Annotated in this window: 17 protein-coding genes; 7 read left to right on the top strand and 10 right to left on the bottom strand. The window is 71.3% G+C overall.

What is annotated here, in order from left to right; genetic code table 11:
- Window positions 1-302: 302 nt before the first annotated feature.
- Window positions 303-3,788 carry an ATP-binding cassette domain-containing protein gene (locus JKJ07_RS46790; protein ID WP_203078258.1) on the bottom strand — a complete coding sequence of 1,162 codons (3,486 nt, stop codon included), beginning with the start codon at window positions 3,786-3,788 and terminating at the stop codon, window positions 303-305.
- A 115-nt stretch (window positions 3,789-3,903) separates the two neighbouring features.
- Between JKJ07_RS46790 and JKJ07_RS46785 the strand changes: the two genes are divergently transcribed.
- Window positions 3,904-4,809, top strand: a complete 906-nt coding sequence (locus tag JKJ07_RS46785; protein WP_307834811.1) for an aminoglycoside phosphotransferase family protein — start codon at window positions 3,904-3,906, stop codon at window positions 4,807-4,809.
- Here the strand turns inward: JKJ07_RS46785 and JKJ07_RS46780 are convergent.
- A complete protein-coding gene (locus JKJ07_RS46780) occupies window positions 4,795-5,979 on the bottom strand; it encodes a metallophosphoesterase (RefSeq protein WP_203078256.1) in 1,185 nt (394 codons plus the stop codon). The two genes, JKJ07_RS46785 and JKJ07_RS46780, sit on opposite strands and share 15 nt — an antisense overlap.
- Window positions 5,980-5,997: 18 nt before the next feature.
- Entirely contained in the window at window positions 5,998-6,678 is a 681-nt protein-coding gene (locus tag JKJ07_RS46775; protein WP_203078255.1) for a nucleoside/nucleotide kinase family protein, read from the bottom strand.
- A gap of 115 nt (window positions 6,679-6,793) precedes the next feature.
- On the opposite strand from JKJ07_RS46775, the gene JKJ07_RS46770 reads away from it, so the two are divergent.
- Window positions 6,794-7,438, top strand: coding sequence for a ScyD/ScyE family protein (locus tag JKJ07_RS46770; protein WP_307834810.1), 645 nt, complete (start codon window positions 6,794-6,796; stop codon window positions 7,436-7,438).
- Here JKJ07_RS46770 and JKJ07_RS46765 read toward each other — a convergent pair.
- Together JKJ07_RS46765 and JKJ07_RS46760 are read right to left on the bottom strand one after the other, a co-directional pair.
- Window positions 7,424-8,083, bottom strand: coding sequence for a hypothetical protein (locus tag JKJ07_RS46765; RefSeq protein ID WP_203078253.1), 660 nt, complete (start codon window positions 8,081-8,083; stop codon window positions 7,424-7,426). The two genes, JKJ07_RS46770 and JKJ07_RS46765, sit on opposite strands and share 15 nt — an antisense overlap.
- Before the next feature lie 67 nt (window positions 8,084-8,150).
- On the bottom strand, window positions 8,151-8,390 hold the full coding sequence (locus JKJ07_RS46760; protein ID WP_203078252.1) for a hypothetical protein: 240 nt from the start codon (window positions 8,388-8,390) through the stop codon (window positions 8,151-8,153).
- 218 nt (window positions 8,391-8,608) lie between these two features.
- Between JKJ07_RS46760 and JKJ07_RS46755 the strand changes: the two genes are divergently transcribed.
- From JKJ07_RS46755 to JKJ07_RS46745, 3 genes are read left to right on the top strand one after another with little or no spacing between them, the layout of a single operon-like run.
- Window positions 8,609-9,364 (top strand): polysaccharide deacetylase family protein, encoded by a 756-nt coding sequence (locus JKJ07_RS46755; protein WP_203078251.1) that lies wholly within the window; start codon window positions 8,609-8,611, stop codon window positions 9,362-9,364.
- A complete protein-coding gene (locus JKJ07_RS46750; protein ID WP_203078250.1) occupies window positions 9,361-10,365 on the top strand; it encodes a glycoside hydrolase family 26 protein in 1,005 nt (334 codons plus the stop codon). Before JKJ07_RS46755 ends, JKJ07_RS46750 begins: the two co-directional genes overlap by 4 nt.
- Window positions 10,362-11,747 carry a right-handed parallel beta-helix repeat-containing protein gene (locus JKJ07_RS46745; protein WP_203078249.1) on the top strand — a complete coding sequence of 462 codons (1,386 nt, stop codon included), beginning with the start codon at window positions 10,362-10,364 and terminating at the stop codon, window positions 11,745-11,747. The genes JKJ07_RS46750 and JKJ07_RS46745 overlap by 4 nt, the downstream gene beginning before the upstream one ends.
- Window positions 11,748-11,749: 2 nt before the next feature.
- Here the strand turns inward: JKJ07_RS46745 and JKJ07_RS46740 are convergent, their stop codons facing one another.
- The 5 genes from JKJ07_RS46740 to JKJ07_RS46720 form a co-directional block, all read right to left on the bottom strand.
- The gene (locus JKJ07_RS46740; RefSeq protein WP_203078248.1) at window positions 11,750-12,115 is read right to left on the bottom strand and encodes a hypothetical protein; all 366 of its coding nucleotides are present in this window, start codon (window positions 12,113-12,115) and stop codon (window positions 11,750-11,752) included.
- Between the two features lie 104 nt (window positions 12,116-12,219).
- On the bottom strand, window positions 12,220-14,649 hold the full coding sequence (locus tag JKJ07_RS46735) for a hypothetical protein (RefSeq protein ID WP_203078247.1): 2,430 nt from the start codon (window positions 14,647-14,649) through the stop codon (window positions 12,220-12,222).
- A gap of 48 nt (window positions 14,650-14,697) precedes the next feature.
- The gene (locus JKJ07_RS46730) at window positions 14,698-16,044 is read right to left on the bottom strand and encodes a glycosyltransferase family 2 protein (protein ID WP_203078246.1); all 1,347 of its coding nucleotides are present in this window, start codon (window positions 16,042-16,044) and stop codon (window positions 14,698-14,700) included.
- Window positions 16,041-17,006 (bottom strand): glycosyltransferase family 2 protein, encoded by a 966-nt coding sequence (locus JKJ07_RS46725; RefSeq protein ID WP_203078245.1) that lies wholly within the window; start codon window positions 17,004-17,006, stop codon window positions 16,041-16,043. Before JKJ07_RS46725 ends, JKJ07_RS46730 begins: the two co-directional genes overlap by 4 nt.
- A gap of 46 nt (window positions 17,007-17,052) precedes the next feature.
- Complete coding sequence (locus tag JKJ07_RS46720; protein ID WP_307834809.1) at window positions 17,053-17,928, bottom strand: glycosyltransferase family 2 protein; 876 nt, start codon at window positions 17,926-17,928, stop codon at window positions 17,053-17,055.
- A gap of 756 nt (window positions 17,929-18,684) precedes the next feature.
- Between JKJ07_RS46720 and JKJ07_RS46715 the strand changes: the two genes are divergently transcribed.
- Both JKJ07_RS46715 and JKJ07_RS46710 read left to right on the top strand, forming a co-directional pair.
- Window positions 18,685-19,626 carry a sulfotransferase domain-containing protein gene (locus JKJ07_RS46715; RefSeq protein ID WP_203078243.1) on the top strand — a complete coding sequence of 314 codons (942 nt, stop codon included), beginning with the start codon at window positions 18,685-18,687 and terminating at the stop codon, window positions 19,624-19,626.
- Window positions 19,627-19,684: 58 nt separating this feature from the next.
- Entirely contained in the window at window positions 19,685-20,596 is a 912-nt protein-coding gene (locus JKJ07_RS46710; protein ID WP_203078242.1) for a glycoside hydrolase family protein, read from the top strand.
- The last annotated feature ends 91 nt before the right edge of the window (window positions 20,597-20,687 follow it).

Below are 20,687 nucleotides of genomic sequence, written 5' to 3'. Positions count from 1 at the left end.
GCCCGGCTCACACCCATCACCACCAGCCAACACACCGAACCCGACCAGCCCGTCGAGATCGCCGCATAACATCAACCCACACGGATCAGCGATGGCCGACTGTTACACCACGCCCGCGGACGTGACCGTCATGTTTGTGAGTACTCACTCACGAGGCCGCGAAGGTTGTGAGTACTCACTTACCGGGGAGGCGGTCGGCGTCCGGGCGTCAGGGTGGGTCGGCGGTTGTGAGTGCTTCGCGGAACTGCGCGGACAGGAAAGTCGCGCGGCCCGCCAGCCGCGCGACTTCTTCGGTGGGAGGGTCAGCCCGCCAGGTGGCCCCAGCGGTCCTCCAGTTCCTCCCACGTGCCCTGGTCCTCGACCTTGCCGGCGATCAGCACGACCACCCGGTCGGCCTGGCTCAATGCGGCCCGTTTCGAGGTCGAGCCGACCACCGTCACGCCGTGCGAGCGCAGCGCGCGCCACAACTCGAGCTCGGTCGTCACGTCGAGCGCCGAGGAGACGTCGTCGGCGATCAGCAACTCCGTGCGGGGGGCCAGGGCCCGGGCCAACGCCAGGCGCTGCAACTGGCCGCCCGACAACCGCGTGCCCTTGTGGCCGATCAGCAGTTGCAGGCCGCCGCCGGCTGCCGTCAGGTCGTGTTCGAGCTGGGCCGTCGAGACCGCGTCGGCCGCGTCCACCTCGTGGCCGAGCTGGATGTTGTCGGCCACCGTGCCCGAGAGCACGCGCGGCAGCTGCGCCACGTAGCCGACCTGGTTGGGCCGCAGGAACACCTCCGGCTCGTCGACCGCCTCGCCGTTCCAGCGCAGCTCGCCCGCGTGGTGCACGATGCCGGCCAGCGCGCGCAGCAGCGACGACTTGCCCGCGCCGACCGGCCCGACCACCAGCACGAGCTGGCCGCGCTCGACGGTCAGGTCGACGTCTTGCGCGCCGACCGTGCCGTTCTCGTGCACCGCGCTGAAGCGGCGCAGCTCGAGCGTGCGCAGCGGGTTGCGCGGCGCGGTCGGGGGCGCGGGCGCCGTGCCGGCCGAGAGGTCGACCCCGGAGACGTCGGACGAGTAATCCGACACGCCCGTCATCGCGACTGTGCGGCGGGTCCACACCCGGGCCGACGGCAGCTGGCTGACCAGCGACGCCGTCGTCCAGGCGAACCAGCGCGCGGCGCCCAGCGTCGCCACCGCGATGAGGGTGGCCGCGGCCGAGAGCGACCCGGACAAGTACATCCCCCACGCGGCGATCGGCAGCAGGCCGCTGGCGATCGACGGCGTCGAGCGCGCCCACACCTGGATGGCGATCTCGCGGCGCTGCAGTTCGCTGCGGGTGCCGTCGAGCCGGGCCAGGTGGGCCAGCACCGGCTCGGTCGCGCCGGCCAGCTTGACCGTGCGGGCCGCCGACAGCGACGACACCAGCGCCGTGGCGAACGCCGCGCGGGCGGCGACCGTACGGCGGGCGGCTTTTTCCAGCCGGGGGCCGAAGAGCGTCGCCGCGAGGCCGGACACCACCATCGTGCCGAGGAAGAACAGCGCCGGCACGATCGACCCGGACGCCCACGTCATCGCGACGATCATCACCAGGCTGGTCGCGTTGTCGATCAGATTGTCGGCCAGCATGACCACGCGCTCGGTGTCGCCGCCCTGGGCCACGACCTCGGCCGGCGTGTGCTTGCTGATCCGGCGCGGGCCGATCTGGCCGTGCACCAGGCGCATGCTGATCCGCAGCATCTGCCGGACCCACCACTCGGGGAACCAGGCGCCCGTGTAATAGAGCGTCGGGATCGCCAGCAGCAGGCCGGCCGCGATGCCGATGGCCGGATAGAGCGGGTCGCCCAGCCCGTCGACGACGTTGGCCCAGAGCAGCGGCAGGATCGCGCCGTCCAGGCCGAGCAGCACCAGCACCACGAACAGCGAGACCGCGCCGAGCCCGTACCGCTTGTCGTTGAGGGCCAGCCGGACGATCTCGCGCATCGTGCGCGCGGGCGGCTGCTCGGGCAGCGGCGGCGGGTCGACCGGGGGCAGCTTGTTGGCCAGCGCCTCCGCTCCCAGTTCGATCTGGGCGGCCTTGTCCCAGTCGCGCTCCTCCTCGACGAGCACCCCGCCGTGGCCCGACGTCGCCGCCGGGACGGAGAGGGCGCTGCTCGCCATCAGCTCGGCGAAGCGCCGCGACTCGCGCAGCGGGCCCGACTCGAGCACCTCGCCGTCGGCCAGCACGACCACCTCGTCGCAGCGCTGCACCGACGACAGCCGGTGGGCGACGATCACGCCGATCCGGCCGGCCAGCAGGCGATCGGTCGCGCGCTGGACCCACGACTCGGTGACCGGGTCCATCCGGGCGGTGGCCTCGTCGAGGATCACCACGTGCGGGTCGCGGACCAGGATGCGCGCGAACGCGACCAGCTGCTCCTGCCCGGCCGACAGCTTGTAGCCGCCCTCGCCGAGCTTGGTGTCGATGCCGTCGGGCAGGCTGGCCGCCCACGGGCTCAGGCCCAGCTCGTCGAGCGCGCCCTGCGCCTTGGGCAGCAGCTCGGGGTCGAAGAGCGCGATGTTTTCGGCCAAAGTGCCGGAGAGGATCTCCGTACGCTGGGGGACGATCGCCGTCCAGCGGCGCAGCCCCTCCACGGCCAGGTCGTTGAGGTCGGCCCCGCCCAGGAAGACCGTGCCCCGCGGCACGTCGACCGCGCGGGTCAGCACCTTGGCCAGCGTCGACTTGCCCGAGCCGGTGCGGCCGATCAACGCGTACGACCGGCCGCGGGCGAAGGTCAGGCTGACGTCCTTGAGCGCGGGCGGGCGTCCGCTGTCGGACTCGCCGTAGCGGAACGTGAGGTCGCGGACGACGAGGTCGCCGTCGACCGGCGGGCGGCCCTCGGTCGGCTCCTGCGGCACGTCTTGCAGCAGCTGGACGCGGCTCCAGGCGCCGAGGGCGTTCTGCAGCTCGGGCACCATGCGGGTGACGTGCTCGAGCGTGCCGCCGAAGCCGAGCGCGAGCAGCCACACCGCGGTCAGCCGGGCGCCGTCGATCTGCCCCGCGATCAGGGCCCAGGCGCCGAAGACCACGAGAACCGCGATGAGCGTACGGGTGATCGCGCCGGCGCCCATCGTGATGCGGGCCGACGAGTGCCAGACGAGCCGCCCGCGCCGCAGCACCTCGGCCGCGCGCTGGGCGTAGAGCCGCCGCACGTACGGCGCGGCGAGGCTGGTGCGTACGTCGTCCTGCCCGTGGATCGACTCCTCCATCACCGCGGCGAGGTCGGACCAGGCCTCCTCCTCGGCGATGCGGCGCGGGGAGATGCGCTGGATGGGCTTGTTCATCGTGACGTAGAGCAGGACCGACACGATCACCATGCCGACGCCGGCCGGCCACCAGACGAAGAAGGCCGTCACGATCGAGAAGACCGCGACGGCCACCGACTGGGCGATCCGCACCCCGCTGCCGCGCAGCTGGGAGCCGACCTCGTAGACGTCGGCGTCGATCCGGTCGAGCAGCTCGCCGACCGGAGTGTTCTCGAGCGTGGGCAGATCTTGACCGAAGGCGACCCGGTTGAGACCGCGGCGGATCTTGGCGGCCCAGTCGGCGGTCAGCCGCGCGGCGACCAGGCCGACGAAGACGTCGGTGAGCACCGAGGCGACGAGCGCGGCGGCGAGCACGCCGAACAGGGGCATCGACCGGTTGACGAGGACCTGGCCCGACAGAGCCAGCGCGCCCGCCGATCCCGCTGCACCGAGCAGGATGAGGACCGCCACGAGGGCCGACATGCGCCTCGAGGTGGCCCACAGATCGCGAAGCAGGCGCATTGATGACGTCCTCTGGTTGAACGGGGAGGGGGTTCCTCCATCCTCATCCGCGGGCCGGAGGTCTTCAACGGAATTACGTGGCCGACGGGCATGGCGCCTGTCACCCTTGGCGGTTGTGCAAGATCTTCCTGCCCCCGTACGGGCCAAGGCCGTCGGCGCGGGCGCCCAGCAGTGGCTCGCCGACCTGCCGTCGCTGGTGGCCGACCTGGCCGCACGATGGTCCCTGACGGTCGGCGCGGCCTTCCCCGACGGCACCGAGGCGCACGTGCTTGCGGTGACCCGGGCCGACGGCACCCCCGCCGTCCTGAAACTGCTCGTCCCCCGCCCCGGCGAGGCCGCCCACCACGAGATCTCGGTGCTGCGGCTGACCGCGGGCGTGGGGTGCGCCCGCCTGCTGGCCTGCGACGAACCCCGCGGCGCCCTGCTGCTCGAACGCCTCGGCCCCGCCATGTCAGAGCTCTCCCTGCCCCAGCCCGACCGCCTGGCCATCCTCTGCGACCTGGCCGCCACGGTCTGGCGCAGCCCGACCGCCGGCCCGCCGCCCGTGCCGTCCGGCGCCGACCAGGCAGCGTGGATCGCAGCATCCATCCCCCGCAAATGGGAGGAGCTCGGACGCCCTTGCTCCCGAGCGGCAGTGGATCACGCGTTGGCTGCTGCCGAGAGCCGCCGCAAGGCACACGATCCGACGCGAGCAGTGCTCAACCATGGCGATGTGCACCAGTGGAACGCGCTGCGGTCGGGCGACGGCTTCAAGCTGGTCGACCCGGACGGAGTGTGGGCCGAGCCCGAGTGCGACCTGGGCGTGCTGATGCGTGAGGATCCGGTCGAGCTGATGGCCGGCGACCCGTGGGACCGCGCTCATCGGCTGGCCGCCCGCTCGTGCACCGACCCCGTCGCGATCTGGGAATGGGGTGTGGCCGACCGGGTGAATACGGGCTTGGTGCTGACCGCCGTAGGCCTGCAGCCGGTCGCCGCGCAGATGCTCGCGGCGGCCGACCGGATCGCGTCAGCCCGCTCGTAGGGTCAGCAGGGTGATCTCGCTGGGGGCGAAGATGCGGAACGGCGGCCCCCAGAAGCCGGTGCCCCGGCTCGTGTAGAGCTGGGTGCGTTCCGAGTGGCGGGACAGGCCCTGCAGGACCGGCTGGTCGAGCCGCACGAGGTAGTGGAACGGCCACATCTGGCCGCCGTGGGTGTGGCCCGAGATCTGCAGGTCGACGCCGTGGGCCACGGCGCCCTGGATCTGCTGCGGCTGGTGGGCCAGCAGCAGCACGGGCAGCGACTCGTCGGCGCCGGCCAGGGCGGCCTCGTGGTCGGCGTGATGCCCCGGGACGCCGGAGCCCGCCGCCGTACGGTCGTCGACGCCCGCGATCACCAGGGAGTCGCCGCCGCGGGTGACGACCACGTGGCGGTTGTGCAGGGCCTCCCAGCCGAGCGAGGCCATGTGCTCGACCCAGCGCTGGGCGCCGCTGAAGTATTCGTGGTTGCCGGTCACGTAGACCCGGGCCAGCGCCGCCCGGATGTCGGCCAGCGGGGCGGCCTGACTGCGGCGCTGCGCCACCTCGCCGTCGGCGATGTCGCCGGTGTGGGCCACCACGTCGGCGTCGAGCGTGTTGACCACCTCGGTGACCCCACGCGACCAGCGGGACCGCTCGATCGGGCCGTAGTGCGTGTCGGTCAGCAGCACCAGGCGCAGCCCGTCGAGGCCCGCGCCGAGCCGGGGCAGCACCACCTCGACGCGGCGCACCCGCGGCACCCGCCGGGCCTCCACGGTGCCCCACACGAGCAGCACCAGCGAGATCACCAGAACCGCCACGGTGGCGATGCGGGAGCGGGCCGGGCCGTCGACGCCGGCGATTGCCAGGACCACGACGAGCAGCTGGCCGATGAGAGACCAGACGAACAGGACCCAGACCACGCCGAGGGTCGTGTCGGCCACGACCGACGGGCCGTCGCGGTGCCGGGGGCCGTGACCCAGGAACATCAGGAACGGGAACGCGACCAGGGCGACCGCGAAGACGACCGTGCCGGCCACGAAGACCCCGGTCGGCCAGTCGTTGCCCGCACCGACCAGCGTCCACCACGGCACGCCGAACAGCAGCAGCAGAACCCCGCCAATGGTCAGCGCGAATCGGATCGCGCGCCCCGGCCGGCGGCGGCTCGGCTCGGTCTCGACTGCTTCACCCACAGACACGCGTAGAACTATGACACCTCAGGAAGGCGGGCTGCCGACCCTGTGGATAAGTCCGGCCGGCACGATCAGGTCGGCTCGTTCCCGGGTGGCGGCGATCTTCACGGCGTTGCGCTCGTCGGTGCCGGTGGCCCACTCGATCGCCGTGGTCTCGTCCTTGCCGAAGCGCACGTGCCGGTCGATCAGCCGGCGCAGGCGTTCCGGCTGGTCGAGGTCGGCGTACCAGACCTCGGCGAAGAGCTCGCGCAGCGGGCGCCACGCCGGGTCGTCGAGCAGCAGGTAGTTGCCCTCGCTGATGATCAGCCGGGCGTCCCGGAAGACCGGGAGGGCGCCCGCGATCGGCTGCTCGATCACGCGCTCGAAGCCCGGGGCGTAGATGATCTCGTCCTCGTCGGCCAGCAGCCGCCGCAGCAGGGCCGCGTAGCCGAGCGGGTCGAAGGTGTCGGGCGCGCCCTTGCTGTCGCGCCGGCCCAGCCGCACCAGCTCGACGTCGGCCAGGTGGAAGCCGTCCATCGGCACGTGCGCGACCCAGGCGCCCGCGGTCAGCCCGTCCGGCGGCGCGGGCGCCAGCGCGGCCACGAGCTCCTCGGCCAGCGTGGTCTTGCCGGCGGCGGGCGGCCCGGCGATGCCGAGCACCGCGCGCCGGCCACCCGCGACCAGGCCGCGGGCGCGGGCGACCAGCGCGTCGAACGTGAGCGTCATGGCGATCACCGTAACCGGTCGGATCGACGACTCAGAGGGCCCGCCGGCGGCGGAAAGGCCCTATACCGGTGCGGGGGGAAGCAAACGGGGGAAGCACATGATCACAGGATCGATCGTGGCTGCCGTGCTGGCGGCCACGCTGGTGAGCGCGCCGGTCGAGCCGATCGAGACCGGTGTCGCGGCGGGGCCGTTCGACTCCGCGGTGGATCGGCGGGGCCGGGTCTACGTGACCGAGGGGGACGCGTTGATCCGGCTCACGCCGCGGGGCCGGCGGACGACCGTGGCGTCGTTCCCGAGCCGGGTCGTGCCGGCGCCGGCCCGGCTGCCCGACGGGACGCCGCGGGGCGGGCCGGTGCGGATGCCGCCGGTGCCGAGCGCGGTCACCATGGGGCCGGACGGCGCGTTCTATGTGGGCGAGCTGACCGGCTTCCCGTTCCCGCCGGGCCGGGCGCGGGTCTGGCGGGTCGTGCCGGGCCACCCGCCGCAGGTGTACGCGGGCGGGTTCACCGCCGTGGTCGACCTCGACTGGGGGCCGGGCGGGCTCTACGTCCTCGAGATCGCCAAGCACGGCCTGCTCAGCGGCGACCGCACCGGGGCGCTGGTGCGCGTCGAGCGGCACGGCCGGCGGGCGACGGTGGCCTCGGCCGGCTTGTCGGCGCCGTCGGGGCTGACCATCCGCAACGGCGTCGCCTACGTGACGACGTGCGGGGACTGTCCGGGTGAGGGGACCGTGCGCAGCTTTCCGTTACCGAGTGCCTAGACCGAGACGCAGCCCGGCCACCCCGGCGGGGGAGAGCGGCCGCGTCGTGGCCCGGGACAACTCCTCCCGTACGGTCGAGGGCAGCTCGTCGGCCAGCGAGCGCAGGCGCGGATAGAGGTCGAGCACGTCGCGGTGGGTCAGCGCGCCCACGCCGATGAGCAGGCCGTTGACCGCGCCCGGGGTGTGCACCAGCTCGGCGCAGAGCTCGCGGCGCCAGTGCGGGTCGTCGACCCGGTTGGCGAACTCGCGGGCGATCCGGTTGCCCGCAGGCGAGGGCTCCTCAGGGGCGGCGTGGCGCCCGGCGCGGGCCGGCACCGGGGCCAGCCGGCAGGCGATGCCGAGCAGCCGGGCCAGCTCGGGCACGGTGAGCACGTCGAGCCCGGCCGCGCAGGTCTCACAGAGCCGGTAATACGTCGCCGCGTGCACGAGGGTGGCCGGGCGCGGGCAATCGCCCAGCGGGCCGCACAGCCGGTCGAGGATGATCTCGGCCAGGGTGCCCTCGTGGTCGAAGCGGCCCACCCCGAAATAGGCGGCGGGGGCGCTGCGATATCGGGTGAGCGCGGTCCGGGCGCTGGCGTAACCATCGGAAGCCACGCTTATGCGAGGAATGCCGCTCTCGGCCTGCATCTGGATCAATCGGAACATATCCCGTCGCCCCCGGGTGGTGAAGGACCGTCGTCGACCGGGGGTACGGGCGAGGCGATCCCACGGTTCACTCGTCATGGGTGCCGGTGGAGAAAATCTGCCGGTCACGGTGCCGGGTGAGCCGGAACGCGTCGAACGTGACCGCGTGCAGGGCATAGATCGCGGCCGAGATGACCACGAACATCACGGCCAGGACGGTGGTCAGGGCGCCGTCGAGGGCCGGCCAGGCGGCCGGAACCAAGGTTGCCCCTAGCACGACGGCCGCCTGACAAGTAGCCTCCGCGCAGCGCAACGGATCGAATGTCATAGCCTTCACCCTTCCGGGTGGGGATCCCTGCGCGCCTCTGCCCGGAGCGGGACTTCGGCTACGACTTTCGGCAGAGGGACGAAAGAGGAGAAACCGCAACCCTGCGCAAGGGTTCCGCCTAGCGTGGAACCTCAGACCACAAGCCGTACGAGGACGACCGCGTGACGACGACGACGAGGCCGGGCTGGGACACTCTGCCGGCACTCATGTACCACTCAGTGTCTGCCGTCGGCGGCCCGATGCGCGATCTCGCCGTGCCGCCCGCCCTGCTCAGGGAGCAGTTGACGGCACTGAGCGCCGCGGGCTACCGCCTGGTCGGCCTGACCGAGGCGCTCGACCTGCTGGCCGCCGGCAGCACCGAGAAGCTGCTCGCCGTCACGTTCGACGACGGCTACCGCGACTTCCTGACCGAGGGCGTGCCGATCCTGCGGGAGACCGGCACCGGCGCCACCCTGTACGCGTCGGTCGGTCACCTGGGCGGCACGGCGGGCTGGCTCGGCCAGTGGGCACCCGACTTCGGGCCGATGCTGACGTGGGACGAGCTGGGCGAGGTGGCCGCGGCCGGCGTCGAGATCGGCAACCACAGCCTGATCCACCACCCGCTCGACGTCCTCCCGCCCGAGCAGCTGCGCGACGAGATCACCCGCAGCCACGACGAGCTCGAGCAGCGGCTGCAGACGAAGGTGCGGTCGTTCGCCTACCCGCACGGATACAACAGCCGCCGCGTACGGGATCTCGTCGCGGCCAACGGCTACGACAACGCCACCGAGGTCGGCCGCCGGCTGCACACGCCGGGCGAGAAGCGGCTCGCCGTGCCCCGCCTGCAGCCCACCCCCGACCACAGCGGCGCCGACCTGGTCGAGCTGGTCAAGCACGGCGAGGCGGGCCTGCTCCCCAAGGTCAAGCAGCTCGCGCAGCCGGGCTGGCGCGTGGTCCGCAAGGTGGCTCGCACGTTCGGGCGCAACCTCACATGAGGCGCCGGAGCCTGCTCGGCCTGGGCGCCGGGGCCCTGGCCGCGGTCCCGTTGGCCGGCTGCGAGACGTACAGGTCGAACGACGCCGTGGCGCCCGTGGTGTCGCACGCGCCGCCCTCGGCGAGCGGTGACGCGGCCGCCGCCCCGCCCGTGACCGAGGGCGGGGGAGCGGTGCCCTTCGAGCACGGCAAGGTGATGCTCGGGGCGTACGTGGATCTCAAGGGGATGGGCGCGAGCGCCGGGATCGATCTGCGCCGCCGGCAGCTCGGGCGGGCCGAGCGGATCGTCCACCGGTACTACTCGTGGACCGACCAGCTGCCGGTCTCGCTGGGCTACGTGTCGACGAAGAGCACGCTGATGATCTCGTGGCGCGGCCCGGAGTACAAAGACATCAACGGCGGCGCGGCCGACAAACTCATCGCGCGGGCCGGCAAGCGTATGGCGCAGCGCAAACGGCCCACGCTGATGCGCTGGGCGTGGGACATGAATCGCGACTTCTACAAATGGGGCGGACCCGCCAACAACAAGGACACCAAGGGCTACATCCAGGCATATCGCCGGATCCACCGCATCTTCGCTGAGCAGGGCGCGGGCAACGTGGCCTGGGTCTGGAGTCCCAACTGGAATTCGCGCCCCGGCGAGGATTGGAACCACTTCAGCAACTATTATCCGGGTGATGAATACGTCGACTGGGCCGGCATTTCCGGCTTCGCCCAGACCCAATCCCCGGGCGACATGTTCGACGAGTTCTACGCGACTTACGCCTCCCGGAAGCCCATCATGATCCCCGAGGTCTCGGTCGTCGACCGCGGCGGCAGCACCAAGCCGGAGTGGATCGGCGACCTGCAGGAGTGGATCAAGGCGCACCCGGCGGTCGGGGCGTCGGTCTGGTTCGACACCGACACGCACCCGTCCTCCCGGGAGAACTGGCGGATCGACTCGACGGCGGCCTCGCTGGCGGCCTACAAGGCGATGTCGAACGACCCGGTCTTCACCGGGTGAGCGGAGCGCATCACCGGTCGAAGCGCTCCAGTCACCGCGCTCCGGCCGGCACCCGCCGCCGCTGGCTGGGGCTGCTCATGGTGTTGCTGCTGGGCGGCACCGCGGCCGCCGGCTATCGGGCCTACTTCTACGAGGGCCCGCCCGACGTCGAGGCGGCCGGGCCCGGCCTCTGGGTCTCCACCCGCGGCTCCGACGACGCCGACGGCAGCCCCGAGAAGCCGTGGAAGTCGATCTCGCACGCGGTCGAGGTGGCGCCGGCCGGTTCCAAGATCTTCGTCCGGGAGGGCACGTACGCCCCGTTCACGGTCTCGCGGCCCAACCTGACCGTCGGCAGCGCCCCCGGCGAGGAGGCGACGGTCGAGGGGGTCGCCGGGGTCCGCGACGGCATCCTGGTCGCGGCCACCGGCACCACGATCGCCGACCTGACCGTGCAGAAGTGCGTGCCCAAGCCGAACGCCGACGTCAACATCAACGGCGATCACGGCAGCGGCATCCGCGTGCACAAGACCAGCAAGGTGACCATCCGCGGGGTGACCGTGCGCGACAGCCACGGCGAGAACTCGGCCGGCCTGCCGGTGGGCTGCTACGGCATCCTCGTCACCGACTCCAACGACGTGCGGGTCACCGGCTCGAAGGTGCACAACAACGGGGCCGGCATCGGCGTCACCGGCGGGGGCCGGGGCGTGCTGGTCGACGGCAACGACGTGCACGACCAGGACCGGATCATCCAGAACACCAAGCAGGACGGCGACGACTTCGGCGGGTACGGGCTGTCGGCCACCTTCCTCACGGCCAAGCCGGGCCCGGTCTTCCGCAACAACACGGTGCGCCGCAACCACGGCCCGTCCGAGGACTACGGCATCGACGGCGGCGGCATGGAGATCTACGACGCCGCCAACGTCACCATCACCGGCAACACCTTCGAGGCCAACGACGGCGTGATGGAGACCGGCACCGGCAACGGCGGGGGCTGCGCCAACAACGTCTTCAGCGACAACAAGGCGATCGGCGGCACCCAGTCCGGGTTCGAGAACGACACCGGCATGGTGCTGCGCTGCGCGGCCGGGATGACGGTCAGCAACAACACCTTCGCCGACATGAAGAAGTTCACGTTCCTGCTGGCCACCGGGAGCGACTTCGCGGGCAGCATCGAGGGCCTGAAGATCAACGGCAACACGGTGACCCGCAACGACAGCGTGCCGATCTTCCGGTTGCAGATCGACGGCGGCGCCTCGCCCAACATGACGATCGACAAGAACAACTACGAGACCGGCGACAACAACTTCTCGATCCTCAACGGCAGCTTCACCGAGGCCTCGGTCCCGTACGACGAGTGGGTCAGCCGTACGGGCTTCGACAAGGCCTCCACGCTCAAGCGATAGCGCTAGGGGGCACTCCAGCCCGCCTCCTGGCAGGCCCGGGTGAGGTTGCCCGAGGCCGTACGCCAGGCCGCGTTGCCCTCGTCGGCGTTGCGGCCCAGCTCCATCGACCGGGTGCGTACGGGGTCGTTGTCGCTCTTGGCCGCCTCGGCGGTGACCTTGTCGGCCAGCGAGAGCCGGGCCGAGTTGCTGCGCGCCGCGCCCTGACCCGCCGCGAACTGGTCGCAGGCGCGTACGGCGGCGTTGTCGAGCGTGCCCGGACCCTGGTCGCCGCCGTCACCGCCCCGGCTCGCGATCAGGGCCACGACGGCCAGGCCCGCGATCACCAGCGCGATGATCTGCGGCCGGCCCAGCTTGAACTTCAGTTTCACACCCAGAGGCTATCCGGACACGGGGCACGAAAAGCACGTTCACTCATGCGAAAAGACCCGCCTCCCGACCGTACGGGAAGCGGGTCTTTGATCTTGTCGCTTGGTTATTGCGTGGGCGCGGCGCCGACCAGCTTGAAGATCGTCACGCCGGGGCCGTTGTAGAAGACCTGCCAGTTGGCCGAGGCGCGCAGGGCCGCGTCGAGCGACGACATCGCGTCGTCCTGGGCCGTGCCGAAGTAGTCGGCGTAGTCGTCCATCGCGTCGCTGACCACCAGGTAGTTGGTGGGGTAGTTCATGTCGCGGATGTACGTCTCGATGTCGGGCACCCGGGAGCCGTTGAGGTTGCCGGTGAACAGCGGGTCGCCGATCAGCGAGATGTCGACCGACACGTGCCCCTTGTTGTAGTCGCCGTAGTTGGCCTCGAGCTTCGTCGGGAAGTTCGGCGCCACCAGCACCAGGCCGGAGCCGGGCTCGGCGTTGGCGTAGAAGTATTGCGCGGCCTCGATGTCGGTCGCCCGCACCTGGTGCACCATCAGCTGGCCCTGCAGGCCCTGCAGACCGGCCAGCAGCAGCACGGTCAGCATCACGCCGGAGGCGAGCATCGCGGGCACCCCGCGCCGGCCCTTGCCGGCCCAGAGCACGCCGATCAGCAGCCCGACGAACGGCATTGAGAAGGCGAAGACCCGGTAGATCGCCTCGCCGCCGTAGTTGCCGGCGACCAGGGTGACCATCGGCAGGAAGCCGATCAGCGCGGGCACCAGCACCCGGCCCAGCTTCTTGCGGGTCAGGAAGATCGCGATCAGCGCGGCCAGCCAGACGCCGATGGCCAGGGCCCGCGAGACCGTCGCCGAGAACTCCTGCTCCGGGGTGTTCCAGCTGGCCGAGTTGCCCGAGGCGTTGGACAGCAGGTCGAAGCTGAACAGGCTGTACTGGCTGTTCACCGAGCCCAGGCGGGGCACGAAGAAGAGCAGCATGATCGCCACCAGGCCGGCCAGGAACATGCGCGGCCGCAGGATGCCCAGGATCGTCAGCGCGAACAGCGGAACCATCATCAGCACCGGGGTGAGCTGGTGCGACACGATGATCGCGGCGAACAGCCCGGTGGCGCCGAGGGCGGCGAACCGGCGGGTGCGCGCGTCGGTCTCGATCCGGGCCGGCATGCCCCGCACGGCCCAGGCCCGCAGCCGGCCGATCCTGCCCTTGGGCTCACCCTTGATCTCGGGCGCGCCCACCAGCCAGCGGGTCACGATCACCCAGAAGGCCAGCATCAGCGCGAAGACCAGCGCCTGCGGCGAGAAGTAGCCGATGTCGACCCACATGCAGGCCTGGAAGAGCAGCACGGCCAGCGCGATGACCCGGCGGTCCTTGGTGAACTGGCGCAGCAGGGCCGCCGTCATCAGCGAGGTGACCAGCGCGAACAGCAGCGAGGACCAGGCCGCGAAGGAGAGCCCGTCGACGCCGGAGACCTGCGACAGGCCGGCCACCGCGGCGAAGAAGCCGGGCCACTGCTGGTAGATGTCGCTGCCGCTGATCAGCGAGCCGTTCTCGCGGATCAGGTCGACCACGCCGATGTGCTTGTACGTCCACGCGTATTCGATCGTGCCGTCCAGCAGCGGGACGGTGGCCTGCATGACGATCGGGACGACGATCAGGTGGGCCGCCATGACCAGCGGGCGGGCCCGGCCGAAGAGCTCGACCGCGAAGCCGATGAACAGCAGCACCATGCCGACCACGAAGGGCACGCCGAGGGCGGCGCTGAAGCCGTACAGGCCGACCTGGTCGGGGGAGATCTGGGCCAGCGCGAGGACCCACAGGCCGACCCCGGCGGCCAGCGTGACGAACGGGATGACGCCCAGCGCCAGGCCGTTGTCCACCTTGTCGTACGGCTTGCCGACCCGGCCCAGGATCAGCGGCACCTTGGCCCGGGTGAGCCGGAAGAACTGGATGGCCGAGCCGACGATCGTGACCGCGGCCAGCGCGCTCAGCCAGGCCGTCGGCTCCCAGACCCGCAGCCACAGGGTGAGCGACGACAGCAGCGTGATCGTGGCCAGGCTGCCGGCCACGGCGAGCGCCCACGAGACCAGGCGGTTGCGCACGTTGGCGACCGACATCACGGCCGCGCCCGGACCCAGCAGGGCCAGGAAGAGCAACAGGATCAGGCGGCCGGGGCCCTCGGGCACGACCTGCCCGAGCAGGCCCAGCACGCCGGTGACGATGCCGACGAGGGCGAACTCGGGCCGGTGGTCGGCGCCGGACTCGTGATCGGCGGCCGCCGCGGGCTCCTCGGCCAGCGCCGACGAGCCACCGGTGGTGATCACGGGAGCGGGCATGAACCGGGTCTGCGACGAGTCGTCGGGGCCCATCGGGATCCGTACGGTCTTGTCGCCGACCTCGAGCCGGGTGGTCGCGTCCTTGTCGACAGTGGAGATCACCGCGGTCGCGTCGGGGGCCGGCTGGGCCTCGCCGGCGGCGCCGAGCACGATCCGGACTGTGGCGTCCGGGCGGTCCGGCATGTCGGGCGAGCGTTGCTGCATGTGTTCCCGTCCTCCGTGTACGTCACGACGCGGCCGCGACGCGTGTTTCTAAGCCTGACTGTGTGCGGCGCGTACCTTAGCCCGTGCTGCGCGCCGGGATGTGAAGTAGGCTCGCGGACCCGCCAGCATGCCACGGCGGTTCGCCGAGAGCAGTTCCTGAGGGAAGTCTTCGCGGATGGTCGCAGTTCGGGCAGTGTCCTTGCCGGTCATGTCCTTCATCGCGCTGGGCACGAGCCGCAGCAGCGGGAAGATCAGGGCCGGGCGGGAGACCAGCAGGCTCGTGTACGCGGCCACCAGGCCCGTGCCGTAGCCGACCATCTGCTTGCGCAGGCCCTCGAGGTCGCGCCGGTGATAGTGCCGGGTGATCGCGGAGGGCTGATAGACGATCGTGCCCCCGGTCAGCAGCACCTGCGTGAAGGCCAGGGTGTCCTCGGAGCCCATGGCCGGGGTGCCGGCGCCGAGCGCGGTGTCGAACAACCCGATCCGCTCGATCACGCCGGGCCGGAAGGTCATGTTGGCGCCGGTGCCGAACGGCGGCAGCGGGTAGAGCGGGCTCTGGATGTGCTTGGTGTGCGGGCCGAACTCGTCCGGCTTGAAGCCGCGGCCCTTGCTGTGCCCGCCGAACTGCTCGAACCAGATCTGCGCCTTGGTCTCGAGCTCGGCCGGGACGATCACGCCGGAGACCACGTCGGCCTCGGGGCGCTCGTGCAGCGCGCGGGCGACCTCGGCCAGCCAGTGCGGGTCGGCCACCTCGTCGTCGTCGAGCCAGGCCAGGATCTCGCCGGGCGCGGCCTTGACGGCGGCGTTGCGGGCGAACGACAGGCCGCCCTTGGGCTCGACCATGTAGTCGACCGGGCCGCGGGCGGCGGCGGCCCGCACGACCTCGGCGGTCGCGTCGCTGACCGGCGCGTTGTCGACGACCAGCACCCGGAACGCGGGGTATTCCATGGCCAGCAGGCTGTCGAGGCACTTGGTCAGCTCGACCGGGTGCTCGCGGGTGCAGACGACCACGGTGATGTGCGGCGCGGTGGTCAGCACGGCCCGGCGCCGGGCCAGGAACTCGGGCTCGCTGGCCGGGTTGACGCCGTGCAGCGGCACCGGCCCGTCGCCGAGGCGCTTGCGGACGGCCTCGCCCAGCTCGGCCTCGACCGCCCGGGCCAGGTCGGCGGGGAGCAGGCCGGCCTGCGGGACGTCGAGCAGCAGGGCGCCCAGCGGCTCGGAGAAGAGCCGGACCAGCAGCCAGGCCTGCTCGGCGCGGCGGCCGTCGGGCTGCACGGCCGGGATCGTCGGCAGCGGCTGCGAGAGCTCGAGGTCGCGGACGATGCCGGGCAGGGCGTCGTCCGGGGAGGAGGTGCGCTGCGCCGGGATCACGCTGCGGCCGAGGTCGGCGCTCATCGGGCGGTCTCCAGCGTCTTCGGGGTCTTGGGGGCGCGCTTGGCGGCGATCGTCTCGACGACGCCACCCCAGCCCGCCGCGGCCACGCCGGCGACGATGCCCCCGGCGCGCAGGAAGTTGTCGGCGCCCTTGCCGGTCAGGCCGGCGCCCAGGTTGCGCAGCGCCGCCTTGGGCAGCGACCACAGGTAGGAGCGCTCGGCGCCCAGCGTGTCGCTGCCGCCGTCGTCGAGGCCGGCCATCTGCACCTTGCCCCGGCCCTCGGCGTAGCAGCGCTTGACGAACCACGGGAACGTCGAGCGGTTCGCGGGCACCTCGTGCCGGATCATCGCGCCCGGCACGTACATCCAGTGGCCACCGTTGTGCGCGCTCATCCGCAGGCAGAGCTCGGTGTCCTCGGGGCGGTTGCGGTCGCCCAGCTTGCCGAAGCCGACCCGGAAGCCGCCGACGGCGTCGAACGTCTCCCGGCGCACGACCATGCTGGCCGACCACACGTTGCGGATCGGGGAGGTCTCGGTGGGCATGCCGGCGTACGAGCCGCCGACCGCCCACAGGAACTCCGCGGGCATCCAGCGGGGCTCAGGACCCTCCCAGGCGGGGATGATGCCCCCGCCCGTGCCGACCACCGTCGGGTCGCCGAAGGGCTGGATCAGCCGCTCCAGCCAGTCGGGGCCGGCCGTGATGTCGTCGTCCATGAAGGCGACGAGGGCGGTCTTCGCGTGGAAGGCGCCGGTGTTGCGGTTGCCGGAGACGCCCTTGGCGTAGGCGTTCTCGAGGACGGTCACCCCCGGCAGGTCCCGCTGAATGCGGCGGAACAGGTCGGGGTTGTGATCGACGACCACGACGACCTCGGCGGGCTCGGGCACCTGCGACTTGGCGCAGGCGACCGTCCGCACGAGCGAGGACCAGCGCTCCTCCGTATGGGTCGGGATCACGATGGTCGTGTCGAGGGGGGTGGGTTCCACGGGAAGCGTCTCCTGAGCGAGGGGTGGGGACGGGTCGCAGTGGGCTCTAGCTGAGGGGCTTGATGTCGGTGCTCACGGCGCCGACCTCGTCGCCCTGACGGCTCACCTCGGGCTCGGGAGCGTGCTCGGCGGCCGGCTTGACGCCGTGGGCCCGGCTGCCCGGCTGCTGGTGCACGATGACGCCACCCGGGCGGCGCTCGCCGTTGCGCTTCTGGCTGCGCATCCGGCCGTACTCGCTGAAGATCGTGCGGAGCACGCGGAAGCCGTCGCGGAACGTGTTGAGGTTGGTCTCGCCGTGGATGCGGCGGTGCTCGATGCTGCCGACCTCGCCGACCTTCATCCCGTCGACCGCGGCCCGGATGTTGATCATCGTCTCGATCTCGAAGCCGTCGCCCCAGTGCTTGGTGCCGTCGGTCTTCTTGGGCAGCTTGGTGTCGGGCAGGTCGAGCACCGGCACGACCGTGCGCCAGAACGCGTTGTAGCCGTAGCAGAGGTCGGTGAACTTCGTCCCGAACAGGACGTTGACCACCAGGTTGAGCCCGTCGTTGCCGAGCTTGCGGAGCTTGGTGATGTCGTGGCTGTGGCCGCCGTGGTTGAACCGGCTGCCCTTCACGAAGTCGGCGCCGTCGGTCAGCTTCTTGACGAACAGCGGGATCTCGGCCGGGTCGGTCGAGCCGTCGGCGTCGATCATCACGATGATGTCGCCCGTGCAGGCGGCGAAGCCACAGGCGAGCGCGTTGCCCTTGCCCGTACGGGTCTGGTGCACCACGACGACGTCGGGGCGCAGCTCACGCGCGACCTCGACGGTCCGGTCCTTCGAGCCGCCGTCGACCAGAACCACCTCGTCGATGTTCGCCGGCAGCTTGGCGAACACGTGCGGGAGGTTGCGCTCCTCGTTGAGGGTCGGAATCACCACGCTCACGGTCGGTGACGATCCTCCGTCACCCCTCGTGTTCGCGGTGGGCGTCGAAAACTCCATGTCGGTCCCTTCCCGGGGCGGCAAAGCGGTTCGATCGGTAAATCTGGCGGCAAGAAGCGTAGGGCTTTCGCTTCTGTCGACCAACGTAGCAAGCCGCTACCAAGCGTCAACTGTCCGAAAAGACAGCCTAGGGGCGGCTGGGAGGATCATTCTCTCCAACCGGATGACCGCAGTGTATTCACACGGCTAACTGGCGAGGATTTTCGTCACATCGTTACCGGCGGTAACGGACATTTGCGTACCGGAATGGCGTGTCACCCATCAAGGCGACAAGCGCCGCATAGGCGGAGTTAGATATGGCAAACCGGTCATGTCCGGTAAGCCGGATTACGGACTGTGAATCGCCTCACCACATGCGGACATTACGCAGCGTACGGGTATGGGTGCAGTTCGGTTGCCGGCCCATTGATGAATCGCGGCGCCCCGAGCGGGGTAGGTATCGACGATGGGGTGATTCGGCCGCGCCCCCGTAGCCTCCGGGCCGCCTTACCGTTGGTGAGACGATGAACGCTGATGAAGCCCAGTGTGTTTGCGGGCATGCGCACAGTGCCCATGAGCACTACCGGCAAGGAACCGAATGCGCTCTGTGCGGCCCCGAGGCGTGCCCTCGATTCCGGCGGGTCACGTGGTGGCGCCGGCTGCTGGTGCGCAGGTGAGACGGATGGCCCAATGCCTACTAACCCCGTAGGCTAAGTGACCATGGCGCTACCCGACTTCCTCATTGCCGGCGTGCCCAAGGCCGGCACGACCGCCCTGCACGCGGCGCTCGTGGGTCACCCCGAGCTGTTCCTGCCCGCGGTCAAGGAGCCCAAGTTCTTCCTCTCCGACGGGCCGCCACCCGCCCACGGCGGCCCCGGTGACGTGCAGACTTATCAGGAACACGTCTGGCGGCAATCCGACTATGAGGCGTTGTTCACGCCCGCCCCGGCCGGCGCGTTGCTCGGCGAGGCCACCCCGTTCTACCTGCACGATCTCGCCTCGCACGAGCGGATCAAGGCGCTCGTCCCGTCGGCGAAGCTGATCCTGCTGCTGCGCGACCCGGTCGACCGCGCCCACTCGAACTGGACCCACCTGTGGAACGCCGGGCTCGAGCCGGAGGCCGACTTCCTCACCGCCTGCCGGGCCGAGCCCGAGCGGGTCGCGGCCGGCTGGGCCGCGTTCTGGCACTACGTGGGCCTGGGCCGCTACGGCGAGCAGGTGCGCTACCTGTACGAGCACTTCCCGCGCGAGCAAGTGCTGCTGATGCGTTACAAGGAGCTCAAGGACCAGCCGGCCGCCACCCTCGACCGTGTGTGCGAGTTTCTCGGGGTGAAGACCGGGGTGCTGACCGCCGTGCCGCGGGAGAATGTGAACCGGCACGTCGTCGAGGACAACCGGGTGAACCAGGTTCTGCGCTTTCTCCTGCGCGGCGGGGGTAACTTCGGGCATCGATTCCCGGTGCCGCTGCGGCTGGCCGCCCGCGGGCCGCTGCTGACCCTGCTGCACCGCAAGCGCGGCGCCCGGCCGGTCACGACGCCGGAGGAGCGCGCCGCCTTGCTCCCGATGTTCGCCGACGACATCGCGCTGCTGACCGAGGTGACGGGGGAGTCGTACGACGACTGGTTGTCGGTCGACCGGCACGCCCCGCGCGCCTCCCGATGACTCGTGCGCCTGCCGATTAACCTGCCCACCTGAACTGCCGACTCGACGAGGAGCCGCCTTGACCACGGGAACCTTCACGCTGCCGCTGCCCCGCTGGGACGACTCCACCGTCGTGGTCGAGCCGCCCGGTGACGAGCCCGGCGCCTGGTCGGGGGCGCCCAGCTCGATCGTCGCCGACGGCCACGTCTACCTGGCGTACCGGCTGCGGCTGCCGATCGGCGAGGGTCGCGGCATCGCCAACGTGGTGGCCCGCTCGGCCGACGGCGTGACGTTCGAGACGGTCGCCGAGGTGACGAAGGAGCAGTTCGGGGCCGAGTCGCTCGAACGGCCCGCCCTGGTGCGCACGACCGACGGCCGCTGGCGGCTCTACGTGAGCGCGGCCACCCCCGGCACCAAGCACTGGCGGGTCGAGCTGCTCGAGGCGGACTCTCCCGAGGGCCTGGCCACGGCCGAGCCGCGGGTGGTGCTGGCGGGCGACGAGGCGGCCGGCGTGAAGGACCCGGTGCTGCACCACGACGCGTACGGGTGGCATCTGTGGGCCTCCGTGCACCCGCTGGAGAGCTGGGACGACGCCGACCGGATGACCACGGAGTACGCGACCAGCCCGGACGGCGTGCACTGGACGTGGCGGGGCACCGCGCTCGCACCCCGGGCGGGGGAGTGGGACGCCCGGGGCGTACGGGTGTCATCGGTGCAGGTGGACGGGGACGAGATCACCGTGGCCTACGACGGCCGGGCGACCGCGGGCGAGAACTGGGAGGAGCGCACCGGTGTCGCGCGGGGCAAGCGCCTGCCCGACGGCAGCTTCGGCGAGCTCACCGCCGAGCCCGGCCCGCCGCTCGGCAGCCCGCACACCCCGCACGGCCTGCGCTACCTGAGCCTCGTCGAGCTGCCCGACGGCCACCGCCGGGTCTACTACGAGGCCACCCGGTCCGACGGCGCGCACGACCTGCGCACGGAGCTGTTCTGACGCGTTACCGCAGGTAGTGGGGGATGTTAGCGTCATCACGATTCCCGGGGCCGGATGCCCGGGGATCGACGCCGATCCTCTAACTTGAGAA

It is taken from the genome of Paractinoplanes lichenicola, assembly GCF_016785085.1.
GTDB lineage: Bacteria > Actinomycetota > Actinomycetes > Mycobacteriales > Micromonosporaceae > Actinoplanes > Actinoplanes lichenicola.
Note: the sequence above shows the minus strand (reverse complement) of the source record. Positions and strands in the feature narration are given on the sequence as shown.